The organism is Haloferax sp. Atlit-6N, from assembly GCF_003383195.1.
Classification (GTDB): domain Archaea; phylum Halobacteriota; class Halobacteria; order Halobacteriales; family Haloferacaceae; genus Haloferax; species Haloferax gibbonsii.
Genome location: NZ_QEQJ01000001.1, coordinates 1,318,680 through 1,336,166 on the forward strand (window position 1 = coordinate 1,318,680; position 17,487 = coordinate 1,336,166).

Annotated in this window: 15 protein-coding genes; 9 read left to right on the forward strand and 6 right to left on the reverse strand. The window is 69.2% G+C overall.

Annotated elements, in window-relative coordinates:
* Positions 1–3: 3 nt before the first annotated feature.
* Positions 4–1,635, reverse strand: coding sequence for a methyl-accepting chemotaxis protein (locus DEQ92_RS06875; protein ID WP_115820598.1), 1,632 nt, complete (start codon positions 1,633–1,635; stop codon positions 4–6).
* A 159-nt stretch (positions 1,636–1,794) separates the two neighbouring features.
* On the opposite strand from DEQ92_RS06875, the gene DEQ92_RS06880 reads away from it, so the two are divergent.
* The 5 genes from DEQ92_RS06880 (at position 1,795) to DEQ92_RS06895 (ending at position 8,176) form a co-directional block, all read left to right on the forward strand.
* Positions 1,795–2,889 (forward strand): M20 family metallopeptidase, encoded by a 1,095-nt coding sequence (locus DEQ92_RS06880; RefSeq protein WP_115820599.1) that lies wholly within the window; start codon positions 1,795–1,797, stop codon positions 2,887–2,889.
* Positions 2,890–3,217: 328 nt separating this feature from the next.
* Positions 3,218–4,732 (forward strand): carboxypeptidase M32, encoded by a 1,515-nt coding sequence (locus DEQ92_RS06885; protein ID WP_115804471.1) that lies wholly within the window; start codon positions 3,218–3,220, stop codon positions 4,730–4,732.
* Between the two features lie 91 nt (positions 4,733–4,823).
* Positions 4,824–5,000 (forward strand): HVO_0416 family zinc finger protein, encoded by a 177-nt coding sequence (locus DEQ92_RS24440; protein ID WP_004973500.1) that lies wholly within the window; start codon positions 4,824–4,826, stop codon positions 4,998–5,000.
* 158 nt (positions 5,001–5,158) lie between these two features.
* Entirely contained in the window at positions 5,159–7,009 is a 1,851-nt protein-coding gene (locus tag DEQ92_RS06890) for a UvrD-helicase domain-containing protein (protein WP_004973502.1), read from the forward strand.
* A gap of 6 nt (positions 7,010–7,015) precedes the next feature.
* The gene (locus DEQ92_RS06895; RefSeq protein WP_115820600.1) at positions 7,016–8,176 is read left to right on the forward strand and encodes a Xaa-Pro peptidase family protein; all 1,161 of its coding nucleotides are present in this window, start codon (positions 7,016–7,018) and stop codon (positions 8,174–8,176) included.
* Here DEQ92_RS06895 and DEQ92_RS06900 read toward each other — a convergent pair whose 3' ends face one another.
* Entirely contained in the window at positions 8,177–8,419 is a 243-nt protein-coding gene (locus tag DEQ92_RS06900) for a hypothetical protein (protein ID WP_004973507.1), read from the reverse strand.
* A 146-nt stretch (positions 8,420–8,565) separates the two neighbouring features.
* Here DEQ92_RS06900 and DEQ92_RS06905 point away from each other — a divergent pair, with 146 nt between their 5' ends.
* Complete coding sequence (locus DEQ92_RS06905; RefSeq protein ID WP_004973510.1) at positions 8,566–10,392, forward strand: SLC13 family permease; 1,827 nt, start codon at positions 8,566–8,568, stop codon at positions 10,390–10,392.
* Positions 10,393–10,407: 15 nt separating this feature from the next.
* On the opposite strand, the gene DEQ92_RS06910 is transcribed toward DEQ92_RS06905, so the two are convergent.
* Positions 10,408–11,157, reverse strand: a complete 750-nt coding sequence (locus DEQ92_RS06910; RefSeq protein WP_004973511.1) for a DUF502 domain-containing protein — start codon at positions 11,155–11,157, stop codon at positions 10,408–10,410.
* A gap of 109 nt (positions 11,158–11,266) precedes the next feature.
* Here DEQ92_RS06910 and DEQ92_RS06915 point away from each other — a divergent pair, with 109 nt between their 5' ends.
* Entirely contained in the window at positions 11,267–11,878 is a 612-nt protein-coding gene (locus tag DEQ92_RS06915; RefSeq protein ID WP_004973513.1) for a riboflavin synthase, read from the forward strand.
* Positions 11,879–11,923: 45 nt separating this feature from the next.
* On the opposite strand, the gene DEQ92_RS06920 is transcribed toward DEQ92_RS06915, so the two are convergent.
* A complete protein-coding gene (locus DEQ92_RS06920; RefSeq protein WP_115820601.1) occupies positions 11,924–12,961 on the reverse strand; it encodes a PrsW family intramembrane metalloprotease in 1,038 nt (345 codons plus the stop codon).
* Positions 12,962–13,123: 162 nt separating this feature from the next.
* Here DEQ92_RS06920 and DEQ92_RS06925 point away from each other — a divergent pair, with 162 nt between their 5' ends.
* Together DEQ92_RS06925 and DEQ92_RS06930 are read left to right on the forward strand one after the other, a co-directional pair.
* Positions 13,124–13,498, forward strand: coding sequence for a hypothetical protein (locus tag DEQ92_RS06925; RefSeq protein ID WP_115820602.1), 375 nt, complete (start codon positions 13,124–13,126; stop codon positions 13,496–13,498).
* A complete protein-coding gene (locus DEQ92_RS06930) occupies positions 13,495–14,907 on the forward strand; it encodes a DUF402 domain-containing protein (RefSeq protein WP_115820603.1) in 1,413 nt (470 codons plus the stop codon). The genes DEQ92_RS06925 and DEQ92_RS06930 overlap by 4 nt, the downstream gene beginning before the upstream one ends.
* A gap of 314 nt (positions 14,908–15,221) precedes the next feature.
* Here DEQ92_RS06930 and DEQ92_RS06935 read toward each other — a convergent pair whose 3' ends face one another.
* Both DEQ92_RS06935 and DEQ92_RS06940 read right to left on the reverse strand, forming a co-directional pair.
* On the reverse strand, positions 15,222–15,554 hold the full coding sequence (locus DEQ92_RS06935; protein ID WP_004058105.1) for a NifU family protein: 333 nt from the start codon (positions 15,552–15,554) through the stop codon (positions 15,222–15,224).
* 170 nt (positions 15,555–15,724) lie between these two features.
* Complete coding sequence (locus DEQ92_RS06940) at positions 15,725–17,200, reverse strand: LVIVD repeat-containing protein (RefSeq protein ID WP_115804468.1); 1,476 nt, start codon at positions 17,198–17,200, stop codon at positions 15,725–15,727.
* Positions 17,201–17,487: the final 287 nt, after the last annotated feature.

Below are 17,487 nucleotides of genomic sequence, written 5' to 3' on the forward strand. Positions count from 1 at the left end.
GATTCAGTCGTCGCCGGGCGCGACCGCTCGCCTCCCGCCGATGACTTCGAACGACCCGACGAGGCCGTCGAGGTCGGCCGCCCGCGACGACAGCACCTCGGTCTGGTCCGCGAGGTCGCCGATGGACGTGGACTGCTCCCGTGCCGTCTCGACGACGGTCCGCGACTGGCCGGCGGTCTCCTCGGAGATGTTGGCCACGTCGTCGACGCGGGCGGCGATGTCCGCCGCCGACGTTGCCTGCTGGTCGGTCGCGGCGCTCACCTCGGCCACGCTGGCGTCGATGTCCGTCACCATGTCCACGATGCTCTCGAACTCGCCGATGGCCTCGGTGACGGTCTCCAAACTGTCGGCGACCTGCCGGTTCATCTCCCGCACGTCGGCGAGCGTCTCCTCGGAGTGGTCGGTGATGTCGGCGATGAGGCCGGACACCTCGTCGGCCGAGTCGCGGGTCTCCTCGGCGAGCGACTTGACCTCCTGGGCGACGACGCCGAAGCCGTCGCCGGCCTCGCCCGCGTGGGCGGCCTCGATGGCCGCGTTGATGGCGAGCAGGTCGGTCTGAGAGCCGACGTGGTCGATGAACGCCGCGATTTCGTCTATCTCCTCGATGCTCTCGGTGAGTTCGGCGACCGCGTCGGCGGTGCGGTCGATTCGGGCCTCCACGGTGTCCAACTCCCGCATCGCCTCGGTCGCCGCGTCCCGGCCGACCTCGCCGCGCTCGGAGGCGGTCTCGGCGGTGGTGGCGACCTCGTCCGCGGAGGCGGCTATCTCCTCGACGGTCGCCGAGAGCGTGTTGAGTTCGTCGGAGACGGTCTGGAGGTGCTCGGTCTGCGCCCCCGCGCCGTCGGAGATTTCGGTGACCGAGGCGGCGACTTCCTCGCTGGCGGCGTCGGCCCGGCGGACGTGCTCGCGGGCGGTCGAACTCATCTCCGACACCGCCTGCGCGAACGACTGCACCTCGCCGATGGTCGACGAGAGGGTGCGGACGAGGTCGTTGTAGGTCGCCGCGACCTCCTCGTATCGCTCGTCGTCGACACCCCAGTCGTCGGTGTCGATGGTGGCGGTGAGGTCGCCCGCCTGCGCCCGCGAGGTCGCCTCGGCGAACGCTTCCACGAGGTGCTGGAGGTTGCGCGTGTAGTCGGCGAGGTCGCGCTGCATCCGGTCGAGCGCGTCGCCGAACTCGCCCGGCAGGTCCTCGTCGAGCGCCGGGTCGTCGAACCGCTGGTCGGCGAGCGCGCCCGCCTGCGAGGCGACGATACAGAGGTGGTCGTGCATCGCGCCGAAGTCGTCGGCAAGGCGGGCCACCTCGTCGTTCCCGGGCACGCCCGGGGGCCGGGCCGAGAGGTCGCCCGCCGCGACGCCCGCGGCCGCCGACGAGATGGACTCGATGGGCGAGACGATGTCTTTTCGCGTGATGATAATCGTGTTGACGAACGCGAGGCCGGCACCGAACAGGAAGAGCGCCGAGAGTTCGAGTCGGAGCGCGCCGGTCGCGACCCACGGGAGCGCGGCCTGTGCGAGCGAGACCGCGAACTGGATGGCGACGGCTGCGACGACCTTTCTCTCGACCGAATCCGAGATTCCGAGCGCGTCCATGCTTCCCCAGAGCAACCGTTCGTACGTCGAGACGAGTCGCATACTCGGACGTGCGGGGAACGCACAATAAGCCGGCCCGTGCATTCTCGTATTTTGATAACGCGGGGGTGCCGAGCGGCGGCAGTCGTCCTCCGGCGCGGCGGGCCGCGCGCGGACTGCCGGACGCCACACGCTTTTGAAGCGACCCCCCGAGGGGCCGGCATGGACGAACTCCGCGACCTCACGGCGGCCCTCGTGTCGGTGCCGAGTCACGAGGACGAGACCGCCGTCGGCGACCGCATCGAATCGTGGCTCCGCGAGGAGACCGACGCCGGCGTGACCAGAGACGACGCGGGGAACGTCGTCGCCCGCGTCAATCCCGGCGTCGGCGAGTCGCTCGCGCTCGTCGGCCACCACGACGTGGTCCCGCCGGCCGACCGACAGACGACGGACGACGGCGACTACGTGGTCGAGACCCGCGACGGCCGACTCTACGGCCGCGGCTCGGCGGACATGAAAGGGGCCGTCGCGGCCTCGATGCTCGCCTTCCGCGACGCCGCCGCCGAGGCCGATTCAGAGGTCGTCTTCGCCTCGTTCGTCGGCGAGGAAATCGGCGGGGAAGGCGTCCGCGCCGCCCTCGACGACGGCTTCGAACTCGACTACGCCGTCGTCGCCGAGGGGTCGACGAACTACACCGGCCCCGACCGGACCGACGTGGTCGTCGCCCACCGCGGCCGCCGGGCGAGCACCCTCGTCGCGTCGGGGACCGCCTGCCACGCCAGCGAACCCGAGCGCGGCGAGAACGCCGTCTACCGCGCGACCGACGCCGTGGACGTGGTCCGCGACCTCTCGGTGCCGGACGCCGAGGTCCTCGGCCACCCCGTCTCGGGGAGCATCGCCGTCACCGAAATCGACGGCGGGAGCGCGTGGAACGTCATCCCGGACCGCTGCGAGGTGACCATCGACGAGCGGACCGTCCCCGGCGGCTTCGCCGACCTCGCCCGGACGGAAGCAATCGAGGGCGTCGAGTGGGTCGTCGAACAGGACCTCCCGCCGATGGCGTGCGACGACGCCGACTTCGCCGAGCGCGTCCTCGACGCCGCCCGGTCGGTCCACGAGGCCCGCGGCGACGCAGAGCCGGAGCAGACGACGAAGCCCCACGCGACCGACGCCGGGTGGCTGGCGCAGGCCGGGACGACCTGCGTCGTCTACGGCCCCTCGGAACCCGGCGAGGCGCACACGAAAGACGAGAGCGTGTCGCTCGACGTGCTGGCGCGGTGTTACGAGACGTACCGTGACCTCGTTGAAGACTGGTGAGAGCGGTCAAATCCGCCGGCGACGACGCCTGAACACCCCACCCACGACGACGACTCCCGACAAACCACCGGGCGGGACTGAAAGGGGCCGCGAGCGAGGGCGAACCCCGGCGGCGTGAGCACCGCAGGCCGGAGGCCGAGGAGCGCGCGTCGCCGCGGGAGTCGTCGCTCGCGGGGGCTTTCGCGGTGGTATCGACCGCGGCCGTTACGGCGGGGGCGATTGCGGTATCCCCGAGGACGGAGCGACAAGCGACAACCGCGTATCAAAAGCCCACCACGGATAACCGGCTCCTGCGATTTAATACGCCTCCGAGACCACCATTCGTACCATGGCGCAATCCTCCGCAGAGTCCGACTCGGAGTCGGCGTACGAACAACTTCTCCAGAAGTACAAGCGAATCGCCAACGTCGAGAACGCCGGCGGCATCCTCTCGTGGGACCAGCAGGTCATGATGCCCGACGAGGGGACGCCCGCGCGCTCCCAGCAGATGTCGGCGCTGTCGGCGCTGAGCCACGAACTCCTGACCGACGACGAGTTCGGCGACCTGCTCGACGCGGCCGAGGCCGACGACCCGACCGACGAGCAGGCCGACGTGCTGCGCGAACTCCGCCGCGACTACGAGCGGGCGGCCCGCGTGCCGAACGACCTCGTCGAGAAGATTTCCGCGGCGTCGTCGGAGGCCATCCCGGCGTGGAAGCAGGCGAAGGCCGAAGACGACTTCGAGACGTTCGCGCCGCATCTGGAGAAGCACGTCGAACTGAAGCGGCAGTACGCCGAGCACATCGACCCCGACCGCGACCCCTACGAGGTGCTGTTCGAGGACTACGAGCCGTGTCTCCCCCTCGAACAGGCCGAGGAGATTCTCGCCGAGGTGCGCGAGGTGCTCGTCCCGATGATAGATGACATCCGCGAGTCCGACGTCGACCTCGCGGTGGACGCCTTCGAGGGCGAGTTCCCCGAGGAAGACCAGGAGGCGCTCGTCCGCGACGCGCTCTCGACGCTCGGCTACCCGTGGGAGCGCGGCCGCCTCGACACCGCCCCGCACCCGTTCTCGTCGGGGACGCAGTTCGACGCCCGCGTGACGACCCGCTACGACGACTCCGACGTGCTCGGGTCGCTGTTCTCGACCGTCCACGAGTTCGGCCACGCGCTGTACACCCTCGGCCTGCCCGACGAGCACTACGCGACGCCGCTCGGCGAGAACCGCAACCTCTCGGTCCACGAGTCGCAGTCGCGGCTCTGGGAGAACCACGTCGGGCGCTCGCGGGCCTTCTGGCGGCACTTCCTGCCCACGCTCGAAGAGCGGTTCCCCGAGGTCGACGCGACGGTTGAGGAGGCCTACGAGGCGGCTAATCAGGTGTACGACGACAACCTCATCCGCGTCGAGGCGGACGAGCTGACCTACCACCTGCACATCGTCATCCGGTTCGAACTCGAACGCGAACTCATCGCCGGCGACCTCGCCGTCGAGGACGTGCCGGAGGCGTGGAACGACAAGTACGAGGAGTACCTCGGCATCCGCCCGGACACCGACTCCGAGGGCTGTCTGCAGGACATCCACTGGGCGTACGGGAACTTCGGCTACTTCCCGACGTACTCGCTCGGCTCCATCATGGCCGCCCAACTGTTTTCGGCCGCCGAGGAGGACATCGACGACCTCGACGGGAAACTGGCCGACGGCGAGTTCGGCGACCTCCGCGAGTGGCTCCGCGAGAACGTCCACCAGCACGGCCGGCGCTACGAGACCAACGACCTCGTGAAGCGGGCCACCGGCGAGGACTTCGCCGCCGACGACTTCCTCGGCTACGTCGAGTCGAAGTACGGGTCGCTGTACGACCTGTAGGCGAGACTGACAGTCCGCCGCAGTCCCCCGATTTTCGACGCTTCGGAGTCGTCGCAGGAACTAAATAGGGGTATGCCATATCATACCACGTATGGCCTCAGCACCCAGTGACGACTTGTTCGACCAGTTCTTGACCGACCGCGGTCACGAGACAGAACCGGTACGCTGGGACCGATCCTATAACAAGCTGCAGTGTCCCGACTGCGGGGCCCTGCACGACATGGGCGCGGCGACCTGCTCCGTCTGCGGGTGGGTGCCGGAGGCCTGACGCGTCCGAACTGACCAAGCCACAAGCACCTGTTCTCGACGGTTTCTCACCCGTTCGGTGAGCCGTCCGCGAACGCCCGGCGAGTTACACTACTCCGGGCGCGTTCGCCCTCGTCCGAAGCACGTCGCTTATCACCGATAAGGCCGTGAACGTGCACAATGAGCGAATCCGACGTGACCGTCACCCGGCTGTTCGGCGGCCCGGGAAGCGGGAAGACCACGGCCTTGCTCGACAAGGTCGAGGAGATTCTCGAACAAGACGGCGTCACCATCCGCGACATTCTCGTTGTCTCTTACACTCGAGCCGCGGCGGCCGAGGTCCGCGACCGGCTCGCGGAGCGTCTCGACATCAACCCGCGGTCGCTGAAGGGGAACGTCTCGACGATGCACGCGAAGGCGTACGAACTGCTGAGCCTCTCGCGGAACGACGTGGTCGGCGAGAACGACAAACAGGAGTTCTGCGAGGACTACGGCATCGAGTTCGAAGACGAGTACGGCGGCGCGGGCCGTCGGACCGCTCGCTCGACCACCATCGGGAACAAGGTCATCGCCACGAGCCAGTGGCTCCAGCGCACCCGCCGCGACGTCTCCGACTGGTACGACGTGCCGTTCCAGTGGAACGTCGAGGAGGTCCGCCTCCCGCCTGAGGTCGACCCGAACGCGCAGGAAGGAAACAAGTACACGCCGACGTGGCCCTCCGACGACGACCGCATCGACATCCCCGAGGCCATCCGCGCGTGGCGCGCCTACAAGGGCGAACACGGGTTGGTCGGATTCGCTGACATGCTCGAACGCGTCAAGCAGCGCGCGCTCGTCCCCAACGTCGACTACCTCGTCATCGACGAGTTCCAGGACATCACGACCCTCCAGTACGACGTGTACGAGGAGTGGAAGCCCCACATGCGAGGCGTCCTCATCGCCGGCGACGACGACCAGGTCGTCTACGCGTGGCAGGGCGCGGACCCGAACCTCCTCCTCGACGCCGAACGCGACAACGACGAGATTCTCCCGAACTCCTACCGACTCCCGTCGAACGTCCTCAACGTCGTCAACCGGGAGATTCGCCACATCGACAAGCGACAGGAGAAGGACCTCAAGCCCCGCAAGGAAGGCGGCGCGGTCGAGGCCGTCGAGAGCCCGTCGATGCTCGAACTCGCCCGGAACGTCCGCTACACCGTCGAGAAAGACGAGGGCACCGTGATGGTGCTGTTCCGCGCGCGCTACCAGATGTTCCAGTTCATCGATGAGTTCCTGCCGTCGGGCATCCCCTTCTCGACGCTGACCGACCAGCGCATGTGGACCGACCGGCTCACGCAGTACGTCCGCGCGGTCGAGGCGCTGGAGGCCGAAGAGCCCGTCGACGGGCTGGAGGCCCGCCGGCTCGCCGACATGCTTCAGGACTCCGCGTTCGGCACGAACGACCGCGACGACCTCTTCGACGCCATCGACGACAGACAGGAGGAAGCCGGCGTCGACGACATCACGAACATCGAGTTCACGCCGAAGGAGATCAAGAACTTCGCGCCCTTCGCCCCCGACAGCGCGTCCGCAAGCGACATGGTGCGCAAGGTGACGAGCTTCCAGCGCAAGTCCGTCAACGCGTACTTCGGCGGCGACTACGAGGGGATGGACCCCAGCCGCGTCCGCGTCGGCACCATCCACTCCGCGAAGGGTCGCGAGGCCGACCACGTGTTCATGGCGACCGACCTGACCGAGAAGGTCGTCGAGCAGATGGCCGCCTCCGTCTCCGACGAGGAGCTCGAAGCCCGCGGCATCGAGGAGTTCACCGCGACGACGAGCCCCGTCCCGCTCATCACCGACAACGAGCGCCGCGTCTTCTACGTCGGGATGTCCCGCGCCAGAGAGCGCCTCATCGTCCTCGAAAACCTCGTCACCGGCGCGCCGACGCTCCCCATCAGCGTCCTCCTCCACAACGAGATTCGCGAGGACCCCGCACAGGAGCTCGTCGACGACGCGCAGGAACCGCCCGCGCCCGAACCCGAGGCGTAACGTCCCGTGCGAGGGAGACCTCGCGGCGGCGACGCCATCGACGCCGCCGTCGACGAGCGAGACGCCGTCGGCTTCGTCGCCGTCCCCCGCGGCCCCGACCCGACGAGTCGCTACCTCACGGGTCGTGACTTCGACGCCGACCTCGTGTTCGTCCGCGTCGCCGGCGAGACGCATCTTCGAGTGCCCTCGACCGTCGAACCGCCGTCCCTCCCGGTCGCCTCGGTCCGCGTCGACGACAGGCCGCCGGGGAAGGCCGCCGCGGCCGTCCTCGCGGAACACGCCGCTTCCGAAGGGACCGTCCTCGCGCCGCAGACGATTCCGCACGACGCCGCGCTCCACCTCGAAGCGACGGGCTACGACCTCGCGTCGACCCCGGCGGTCGAAGACGCCCGCGCGGTGAAAGACGACGACGAGCGCGACGCCATCGAGGCCGCCCAGCGCGCGGCGACCCGCGGCGTCGGTCGCGCGGCCGCGATACTGTCGGCGGCGACGGTCGAAGCGGCCGACGACCGCGACGGCGGCCGCGTGGGTGACGACCGCGACGACGACGGCGAAGCCGTCCTCTCTTGGGACGGCGCGCCGCTGTCGACCGAGCGACTCCGCCGACAGGTGAACGCGACGCTCGCGGCCGAGGGCGTCGGTTCCGCGGGCGCGACGACGGTCCGCGCGGGAACCCGAGGCGACGGGAACGAACCGGTCGAACTCCGGCCGGGCGAACCGGTAGTCGTCTCGGTCGGCCCGCGCGGGCCGACAGGTTACCGCGGCGCGCTGGCCCGCACGTTCGTCGTCGACCCCGACGGCGGGTGGGAGCGCCGGGCGCACGTCGCCTGCGACGCCGCCAGAAAGGTCAGTCTGGTCGAGGCCGACCCCGGCGACGACGCCGGCTTCCTCGGGAGCGAACTCCGCGCGGAGACCGCCGCGTTCGGCTTCTCGATGGCCGACGAGGTGACGAGAGACGTGGGCGGCGGCATCGGCCTCGCGGCCCGCGAGGACCCGCCGCTCGACGGCGATAGAGAACTCGTCGCCGGCAACGTCCTTCGGGTTCGGTCCGCGGTCACGCACCCGGACCACGGGCGAGTCGAGCTGACCGACGTGCTGGTCGTCGGCGAAGACGGGCCGCGACTGCTCGGCGACGCGCCGACCGGTCTCGACCCGAGTCGCTGGTAGTTACTCCTCTTCGTCCGGCTCTTTCGCCACGCCGCCGATGACTTTCTCGGCCGCGAGCGAGGGGATGTCCTGCGGCATGGTGAGGAACTTCGGGAGCGCGACCATCAGCACCGCGAGAAGGAGCATCGCGCCGCCGAAGACGGTCTGGCCGTCGGCGAGGAGCGTGAGTCCGAAGCCGCCGACGGGGATGGCGAAGATGAGAGTCGCCGCGAGACCGACCATCTCCAAGATTCCGAGTCGCATCGCCCGAGGGTACTCCGCGGGCGACTAAAAGCGTCGCGACCGGCGATGAACGGGGGCGTTCTCGCTCGTGGAGAACCGAACGACCCGTCGCCGCGGCCGACAGTCTCGCGGGGTAGGATTAAGCCGCCTCCGAATCGACTGCCCGCATGGTCGCCATCACGTCCGGGATGCTCGTCGTCTTCGGTCTCGTCGTCGTCACGATGGCGCTTTTCGTGACGGAGGCGGCCCCGCCGGACGTGACGGCAATCGGCGTCATCGTCGCGCTCGTCGTGCTCGAACCGTGGACCGGGGTCGACCTCCAGACGGGGCTGTCGGGGTTTTCGAGCGCCGCGACCATCACCATCCTCTCGATGTACGCCCTCAGCGAGGGGATTCGACAGACCGGCGCGATTCGCGTCCTCGGCGACGCGGTCGCGTCCTTTACGAACGGAAGCGAGAACCGACTGCTCGGCGCGGTCGTCGGCCTCACCGGCCCCATCGCGGGCGTCGTGAACAACACGCCGGTCGTGGCGGTGTTCATCCCGATGGTTTCGGACCTCGCCGACCAGGCGAACGTCTCGCCGTCGAAGCTCCTCATCCCGCTTTCCTACGCCTCGATGCTCGGCGGCACGCTCACGCTCGTCGGGACGGCGACGAACCTCGTCGCCAGCGAGGCCTACGCCGAGGCGACCGGGTTGCCGCCGTTTTCGATGTTCACGTTCACCCCCCTCGGCGCGGTGGTGTTCGTCGTCGGCGCGGGCTACCTGCTGACGGTCGCGCCGCGGCTCCTGCCCGAGCGAATCGAGCCCGGGAACCGAACCGGCAACTACGGCGTCGAGCCGTTTCTCGCCCGCGTGCTCGTCCCCGCGCGGTCGCCGCTCGTCGGCATCCCGGCGGGCGAGGTTTCCGACGACACCTACCGCGACCTCAACGTCGACATCCTGGACGTGCTCCGCGGCGGCGAGCACTTCATCGCCGCCGACTCCGACCGCGAGGTCGAGTCGCGGGACATCCTGACCATCCGGGGCGACCCGGCGACGATTCGGCGCTTCTGCGACCTCGCGGACCTGCGGTTCCTCCCGCGCGCGTCGGTCACCGACGCCGAACTCGACCTTCCCGACCGCGTGGCGCTCGTCGAACTCGTCGTCCCCCGCGAGTCAGGACTCGTCGGCGAGACCATCGGCGGGGCGCGACTCCGCGAGCGGTACGACGCGACCGTGCTCGCGGTCCGGCGGCGCGGCGGCGACCTCATCCGCGAGCACTTCCGAGACGTGGACCTCCAGGTCGGCGACTCGCTGCTCCTCCAGACGACGAACGAGACGGCGCGGTACCTCCGCGACAGCGGCGATTTCGTCGTGACGAGCGAGGTCGCCGACGAGTTCATCGAGGACAACGGCGAGCTGTCGCCCACGGCGCTCCGCGCGTTCGCCGTCATCGCGGCGGTCATCGGACTGGCCGCCCTCGGCGTCGTCCCCATCGCCATCGCCGCGCTCGGCGGGGTCGCCGCGATGGTCTCGCTCGGCTGTCTGTCGGCGAGCGACGCCTACGACGCGGTGAGCTGGAACGTCATCTTCCTGCTCGCGGGCGTCATCCCGCTCGGTCGGGCGCTCCAACTGACCGGCGGCGTCGCGCTGCTCTCGGAGTTCGTCGGCGTCGCCGCGACCTACCTGCCCGTCGTCGTCGTGGTCGCCGCGTTCTACCTGCTCACGGGGCTGTTGGCGAACGTCATCACGCCGGTCGCCAGCGTCGTCCTCCTGTTGCCGGTCGCCATCGACACCGCGTTCGGCCTCGGTGCCGACCCCTTCGGCTTCGCCATCGCGGTCACCTTCGGCGGGAGCACGGCGTTCATGACGCCTATCGGCTACCAGACGAACCTGATGGTGTACGGTCCCGGCGGCTACCGCTTTACCGACTACCTCCGCGTCGGCGCGCCGCTCCAACTGTTACTCACGGTCGTCACGACTGCCGGAATCGTCCTCATCTGGGGACTGTGAGGCCGCCGCGGCGACTCACTCGGCTCGCTTTTGGGTCTCGCCCGCGTTCCGTCGCTGCTCAGACTCCGACCGGACACCGTCGCGGACGCCGTCGCCGTTCGACGGGTCGTAGGCCGCCGGTCCCGAGGGGAGCGTCTCGGGGTCGTCGACGCTCAGGCCCGTGGTGACGAGCAGTCTGAGACCCCGGCGGACCGGCATGTCGAGTTCGCGAATCTCGTCGGGCGAGACCATGATGAGCGCCCCGGCGGTCGGGTTCGGGCTGTGCGGGACGAACACGGTGAAGAGTTCGTCGTCGGACACCGCCGAGACCGACGGGGGAGCCTCGTTGGTGACGAAGCCGATGGAGAACAGCCCCTCGCGCGGGTACTCGACCAACACCACGCGGTCGTAGCCGGCGGTCGGTTCCGTGAGCGATTCGGAGACCTGCCGGACGCCGAAGTAGATGGTGCGGACGAGCGGGAGGAGCCGGACGCCGCGCTCGAAGCTCCCGAAGAGCCGCTGGCCGAGGCTCATCGACGCGAGGTAGCCGAGAAGCGAGACGGCCACCGCGATGATGAGCGCCGACAACACCTGCGAGATGAAGACGATGTCGCCGGAGTAGTTGAGCGCCTCGGCGAGGAATGGCGACACCTGACGGACGACCGGACGGAGCGCGGCGGTGATTCGGTTGAACGCGAACTGGAGGACGAACACGGTCACGGCCAGCGGGGTGACGAGAATGAGACCGGTGACGAAACTGCTCCGCAGTCGGGCCAGAACGTCCATACCGACTCTCCGGACGACGGGCGTAAAATTGTATGGGCGAGAGTGTCACAGAAACGTGATAGAGAACGGAAACGATAGGCATTAACTTCACCCGTCCGAAGCCGCGGGTATGTTCACGGGAATCGTGGAGGGGCCGGGCGAAATCGTCGACGTGGCCGACACCGACGGCGGTCGCCGCCTCCGCATCCGCACCGACCTCGCGTTCGACGACCTCCACCACGGCCAGTCAATCGCGGTCTCGGGCGTCTGTCTGACCGTCGAGGCGTTCGGCGACGACTGGTTCGAGGTGTTCCTCGCGGCGGAGACCGTCGAGAAGACCTACCTCGGCGACGCGGTCGAGGGCGACCGCGTCAACCTCGAACGCGCCCTCGCGGCCGACGACCGCTTCGACGGCCACATCGTCCAGGGCCACGTCGACGGCACGACGACGGTCGCGAACGTCGAGCGCGTCGGCGACGACTGGTTCTTCGAGTTCGACCTCCCAGAGTCGCTGGCGAAGTACGTCGTCCAGAAGGGCTCGGTGTGTCTCGACGGCATCAGCCTCACCGTGGCCGACCGCCGCGAGGGCTCCTTCGCCGTGGCCATCATCCCGACGACCTACGACCTGACGACGCTCTCGGAAAAGGAGGTCGGCGACCCGATTCACGTCGAGGTCGACGTGGTGGCGAAGTACGTCGAGTCGATGCTCGACGGTTACGCCGAGCGGTTGGTCGCCGAGTAGGGCGACCGGTTCTTTCGTTTCGTACGTTCCCGCGCCGTCGCCGGCTCAGTCCTCGAACTCCGTCTGCTCCGACGCGAACGACGCCGCGCTCGGCCCGGGCGCGTGAGCGCTGTGGTAGGCCTGACTGTAGCTGCGGAGCTTCCCGATGAGGTAGAGCCCGAAGATGCCGTCGTAGATGATGACGTAGACGAGGAAGGCCGCGAGACCACCGATGCCGGTTATCCCCGCGATGACGGACGAGCCGAGGCCGACCGTCGAGTTGTACGTCGCGTGGACGAGCGCCGCGAGGATGAGGCCCTTGATGACGATGGGCCCGGCGTTCTCCTTGTTGAACTTGGCGAGGCCGAGGTAGTAGCCGGCGATGGCCGAGTAGATGACGTGGCCCGGACCGGCGAGCGCTCGGACCGCGGTAATCGTCCCGCCGGCGGCGATGATGCCGACGCCGCCGGACCCGACGTCGAGTCCCGACGAGGTGAGGTTCCGAGTGATGTACAGGGCGTTTTCGATGGTGGCGAAGCCGAGACCGGCCATCGCGCCGTAGACCGCGCCGTCGATGACGGCGTTGAAACTGTCGTGGGAGTAGGCGTACAGCCTGACCGCGAGGAGCTTGACGGTCTCTTCGACCGGACCGACCACGAGGAAGTAGAACACGATACTGCCGAGGAAGCCGATAGACAGCTGGAACTTGGCCGCGATAGTCTGACCGACGTTGCTCAGAAGCGAGTTGAGAATCGCGGCGAACGTGGCCGTGAGGACGCCGAGGAGGAACGTCACCACGAGCATCGACAGCGGCTCGTTTTGGGTCACGTCGGAGTAGTAGACGTAGCCCGCGAGCGCGAGCGCCGGAAGCGCCGAAAGCAGGGTGAGCGCGCCGACCTGCGGGTCGGTGAGCGCCGAGAGGCCGCCGATACCGACGAGGATGAGCAACGCGGCGAGGACGACCACCGCGCGGGTCGACGCGACCAGCACCCGGTAGAGCGCGACCGCGAGCCCGTCAACCGAGGTTCGTTCCTCCCACGTGGCGATGTCGTAGAGGTCGTCCGAGCCGTCGGACGCCTGCTCGACTGGGTCCTGCTGGTCCATCACGTGGCATAAAGGGTATCGCATCTGGTAATAGCTTCGGCCACGGCACCCCGCGGCCGACCGGCTGAACGGTCAATAGTCGGCTGGCCGGCGACCGTTCGTCCGGCCCAGCGACCGACTGCCGACCGTACGACGTTAATGCCTCCGCTCCGAAGGGCGGGTATGCACTTCGACCCCCGCGAACAGGCGGCGCTCCGCGAGGTCGGCCTCGACACCGACGACCTCCGGGCCGCGTCGGACCTCGTGAGCGACGCAGTCGAATCGGACGCAGACGCCATCGCCGCGTTCTTCGGCGACGGCGGGACGGTCTACTCGGACATGGAGATGGCCCACAGCGCGAGTGACGTGCAGGAACACGCCGTCGACCACGTCGACCTCTACACCCACGGCGCGGACCTCCGCGGCTACCTCAAGTTCGACTCGTGGGGCGTCCCCATCGAGGGCGGCCGCGTGCTCAGCGAGAAGAAGATCGAACTGACGCTCGGCCCGACGGTCGACGCTCGCGTCACCTTCGCCCGCGACCCCGACGAGCTATGAGGGTCCGCGTCCGCGGCATCTACGCCACCGCGCTCACGGGCGTCTTCCTCGACGACGGCCACGACGTGGTGCAGGCGTCCGGCCCGATTCGGGAGCGCTTCGACGCCGAGTTCGACTCGTCGGACCACGACGTGTCGGTCGAGACGACGCGGAACCGACAGGGCGTCGGCGCGACCGGCGCGCCCGAGGCGGTCGCGACGGCCACAGAGCGACTCACCGAGCTCGGCATCGACACCTTCGCGTGGGACGACCCCGCCCCGACCGGCGCGGTGTTCGACGCCCGCGTGACCGACACCCTCGGCGGCGGCGCGGTCTGCGACCTCGGCGAGGCCGAGGGCTACCTCTCGTACGGCGACTTCGACGGGCACGTGGAAGTCGGCGACGAGGTCCGCGTGCAGGTCGCCGAGTCGGCCCCGCCGTGGGACTCCCGCCGCGCCGAACTGACCGGCGACGTCCGCGCCGTCGCGGGGCTGGCGACGCTCGACCCCGATTCGGAGGGCGTCCGCGTCGACACCCGCGACGAGGCCGCAGCCCGCGAACTGGCGGGAATGACGGACCTCCTCGGCGGCGACCCGCCCGAGGGCTGGGGAATCCGCTGGCACCGCGACGCCGTCGACGCCGACATGAGCGCCCTGAACGACGCGCTCGACCGGGCGGCCGAGGTGGCCGCGGAACTCGATGACGCGCTCTCCGAACCCGTCGACGCCCCGCGGGCGGTCGCGGCTCCCACCGCGACGACGTGGGTCTGGTTCGGCCGCGAGACCCGGTTCGAACTCGACGCCCAGCGCCGGGCCGTCGAGACGACGATGCCCGGCCACCACCGGACGAAGGCCGCCTCGCCGAAGGCCTCCGCCGGCGTCGACCTCGCGGAGTCGCTCTGCGAGTCGGTCGGCGACGGCGAGTTCCCCTTCGACGTGGTGACCGCGCAGTTCGGCCCGCTGGAAGGCGACGACGTGGAAATCGGCCACGGGAAGCCGGACGGTCGGCTCATCACGCTCGGCTCCGGCGAGGTGACGGACCGCGACCCCGAGGGAACGGTGGAACTCCGGCGCGGCATGACCGGCGGCGGCACCTACGACGCCCTCGGCGTCGACCGCGAGTCCGGCGACGTGGCGGTCACGAAGTTCCGCGAGGGGCGCTGGTGGTACCCGACGGTGTACCGCGACTCCGACGGCGGTGTCAAGGGCACCTACGTCAACATCTGCACGCCCGTCGAGTGCTTCCCCGACCAGATTCGGTACGTCGACCTCCACGTTGACGTGGTGAAACACGCCGACGGGACGGTCGAGCGGGTCGACGACGACGAACTCGACGAAGCCGTCGAGGCCGGCCACATCTCCGAGGAGTTGGCCGAAAAAGCGCGGTCGGTGGCGTCGAGTCTGGAGTCGGCGCTGTCGGGGGAGGCGTAGCAACTTCGGAAGACGGTCAGTCGTCGTTGCCGGGGAGGACTCAGTCGTCGTGGTGGCGGGAGTCGTCGATAGGTCGATAACTGGACTGGCAGACGAACACCCCGCGAGGGCAACGAGGTGAGCGAGCGCGAGGACGACCAATCTATTCACACGGTCGACACGGCTGGATACGTATCGAGAATAGCGGGGCGGGGTGCTAGTGTTGGAGGGAACCACGGCTACGACCGAAGAGAGTAGCCGCCTTTTTTGGTCCAGATTTTTTGGCGGGGTTCGAGGCAACGAAGTTGCCGAGGACCCCGTGAAAAAGGTGGGGGTTAGAAGTGACCCGGTCCCTCGTCGCCGTACTGCAGTTCGCCGCCGCGGCCGCCCTCGACGGTGCTGCTGCCGTGGTCGCCGGAACTGGGGACCTTGACCTGCACGTCGGTAATCTCGTCGAACGTCATGATGAGGTCCGACTGGATGTTCTGGGCGGTGATGTTCGAGATGCCGCACCCGGCGCACGCGCCCCCGAGTTCGACGACGACTTCCCCCGATTCCGCATCGGCCTTGCGCACGACGCTGTTGCCGCCGTGCATCTGGATGATGGGCATCTGGCCGACCATCCACGTCTCGACGCGCTCTTTGAGGCTCTCCGACTCGTCGCTCATACCCCGACGCTTCGAACCCCACGGATTAGAATGAAACGGTTCTCCCAACGCGCCGGCCGGCGAGAGAAAGGCTGTCTCGGTCGTTCGTGATAGATTCGGCGGGGGAACCACGGAAGCCGGTAAACCGGCGCGTCGGGCGTCTGAGCCGGTCGCCCGCAGTCGCGCCGCCCTCAGTCGCGCCGCCGGTGACGACGGGCCAACCAGCCGGCGACGCCGAGGGCCGCCGCACCGACACCGAGTCCGAACCCCGGCGCGTCGGTCGTCGATGTCGATTCCGACGACTCGTCTCCGGGTTCGGGCGCGGTCGTCTCGTTCGCGGTCGGCGTCGGCGTGTTGACGAGCGATTCGGTGGTCGTCTCGGGACCGAGCGTCGGCGGGTCGCGCTGGTCGCCGGCGTGGTCGGGGAACGTGTAGAGCGCGGGCGACGCGTCGCCGACGCCCCAACTCGACGCGACGAACACGCCCTCGTCGGCGAAGGGATAGGCGTACCGCGCGGTCCAGAAACTCGCGCGCTCGGGGTCGCGCCACCACGCGAGTTCGACGGGGTCGGTCGGGTCCGACACGTCGTGGCGCTTGACGCCGCCGCGGTACCACGAGGTGTAGAGCCTGTCGTCGCGGAAGTCGAAGTTGTGCGCCGTGGTCCAGACGCCGCCGACCGTCGGGTCCGGACTGGTCGGCGGCTCGATGGTCGAGAGTATCGTCGGATTCGCGGGGTCCGACACGTCCCAGAGTTCGACGCCGCTCGGCCCGCCGACGAGGTCGGTCGTCCCGTCGTCGCGCTCGACTTCGACGGCCCACGACTCGATGCCGACTCCGAGGAGGTCGCCCGAGTCGTCGGTGGCGACGTAGTGGTGGTTGCCGGGCGGCGTCCGCCCCTCGCGGTGGCGGTCGCGGGCACCCAACCCCGACAGCTCCTCGGGGTCGCCGGGTGAGACCGACCCGAGGACCGAGGGCGACGCGGGGTCCGAGAGGTCGACGAGCCACGTCCCGGCGTCCCAGAGGGCGACGTGCGCGACTCCCTCGCGGACCCACACGTCGTGGACGGACCGGACCGAGGCGGGTACGTCGGCCCAGCGGTCGTCCGCGGAGACGACCGACCAGCGGCCGAGTTCGTCGCCGGTGTCGGTGTCGAGAACGACCAGCGGGTTCCGGTCGCCGTCGTTGGCGGTGAGGTACGCCCGCCCGTCGGCGGCGAAGCAGTTGTGAATGGGGAACTCCGTCTCGTGGAAGGCGATTTCCTCGGGGGTCGCGGGGTCGGACACGTCGACGACGAGGACGCCCGCCGGCGCGCCCAGTATCGGGTTGGCCGGGCCGACGACGAGGAGCGTGTCCCCGTCGAGCTTCACGTCGTAGATGCCGCGGAAGGGACCGTCCTCGCGGTCGGAAAGCGGGTCGCGGCGCTCGGCGAGGAGTTCGGGGCGGTCGGGCGCGGAGATGTCGACGACGGCGTAGCCGCTGGTCGCGGCGACGAAGGCGGTCTGGCCGTCGGCGGAGACCACGGCCTCTTTCGCGCCGTCGATGTCGATTCGACCCAGCGGCTCGAAGGGACCGGGGTGGGCGGTGACGGGGCGGGAACCGGCGACGGAGACGGTCGTGGCGGCGACCGCGCTCGCGCCGATGGAGCGGAGGAACTGGCGGCGGTCCACGGTGAGTCTGAGAGTGCCGAGGAGAAAAATCGGACGGAGGTCCTTGGGTAGCGGGAGGGCCCGGGAACCGGGGGAAAGCGGGGACCGCTCAGTCTGCACTGGGTTGCGTGAGAACTGAAGCGACGCCGGCGGGGATGGGTGGGTGGGTGGGTGGGTGGGTGTGGGTACCCCGTCGGCGTCGGTCGGTCGACGATGGTGGTGGGGGTTGTCGACCAGTCCCGTTCTAGGCTTCCGGTGGAACGCCCGTGCACCGTTCGGTTCGACGAGAACGGGAACGCGCCGACCGG

Bases quoted from the DNA above. Each gene is read 5' to 3' on its own strand.
- DEQ92_RS06935 (WP_004058105.1), bottom strand. From the start codon at position 15,554: ATGAGCGACGAGTCGGAGAGCCTCAAAGAGCGCGTCGAGACGTGGATG.
- DEQ92_RS06915 (WP_004973513.1), top strand. From the start codon at position 11,267: ATGTTCACGGGAATCGTGGAGGGGCCGGGCGAAATCGTCGACGTGGCC.
- DEQ92_RS06905 (WP_004973510.1), top strand. From the start codon at position 8,566: ATGGTCGCCATCACGTCCGGGATGCTCGTCGTCTTCGGTCTCGTCGTC.
- DEQ92_RS06890 (WP_004973502.1), top strand. From the start codon at position 5,159: ATGAGCGAATCCGACGTGACCGTCACCCGGCTGTTCGGCGGCCCGGGA.
- DEQ92_RS06875 (WP_115820598.1), bottom strand. From the start codon at position 1,635: ATGCGACTCGTCTCGACGTACGAACGGTTGCTCTGGGGAAGCATGGAC.
- DEQ92_RS24440 (WP_004973500.1), top strand. From the start codon at position 4,824: ATGGCCTCAGCACCCAGTGACGACTTGTTCGACCAGTTCTTGACCGAC.
- DEQ92_RS06900 (WP_004973507.1), bottom strand. From the start codon at position 8,419: ATGCGACTCGGAATCTTGGAGATGGTCGGTCTCGCGGCGACTCTCATC.
- DEQ92_RS06925 (WP_115820602.1), top strand. From the start codon at position 13,124: ATGCACTTCGACCCCCGCGAACAGGCGGCGCTCCGCGAGGTCGGCCTC.
- DEQ92_RS06930 (WP_115820603.1), top strand. From the start codon at position 13,495: ATGAGGGTCCGCGTCCGCGGCATCTACGCCACCGCGCTCACGGGCGTC.
- DEQ92_RS06920 (WP_115820601.1), bottom strand. From the start codon at position 12,961: ATGGACCAGCAGGACCCAGTCGAGCAGGCGTCCGACGGCTCGGACGAC.
- DEQ92_RS06910 (WP_004973511.1), bottom strand. From the start codon at position 11,157: ATGGACGTTCTGGCCCGACTGCGGAGCAGTTTCGTCACCGGTCTCATT.
- DEQ92_RS06885 (WP_115804471.1), top strand. From the start codon at position 3,218: ATGGCGCAATCCTCCGCAGAGTCCGACTCGGAGTCGGCGTACGAACAA.
- DEQ92_RS06880 (WP_115820599.1), top strand. From the start codon at position 1,795: ATGGACGAACTCCGCGACCTCACGGCGGCCCTCGTGTCGGTGCCGAGT.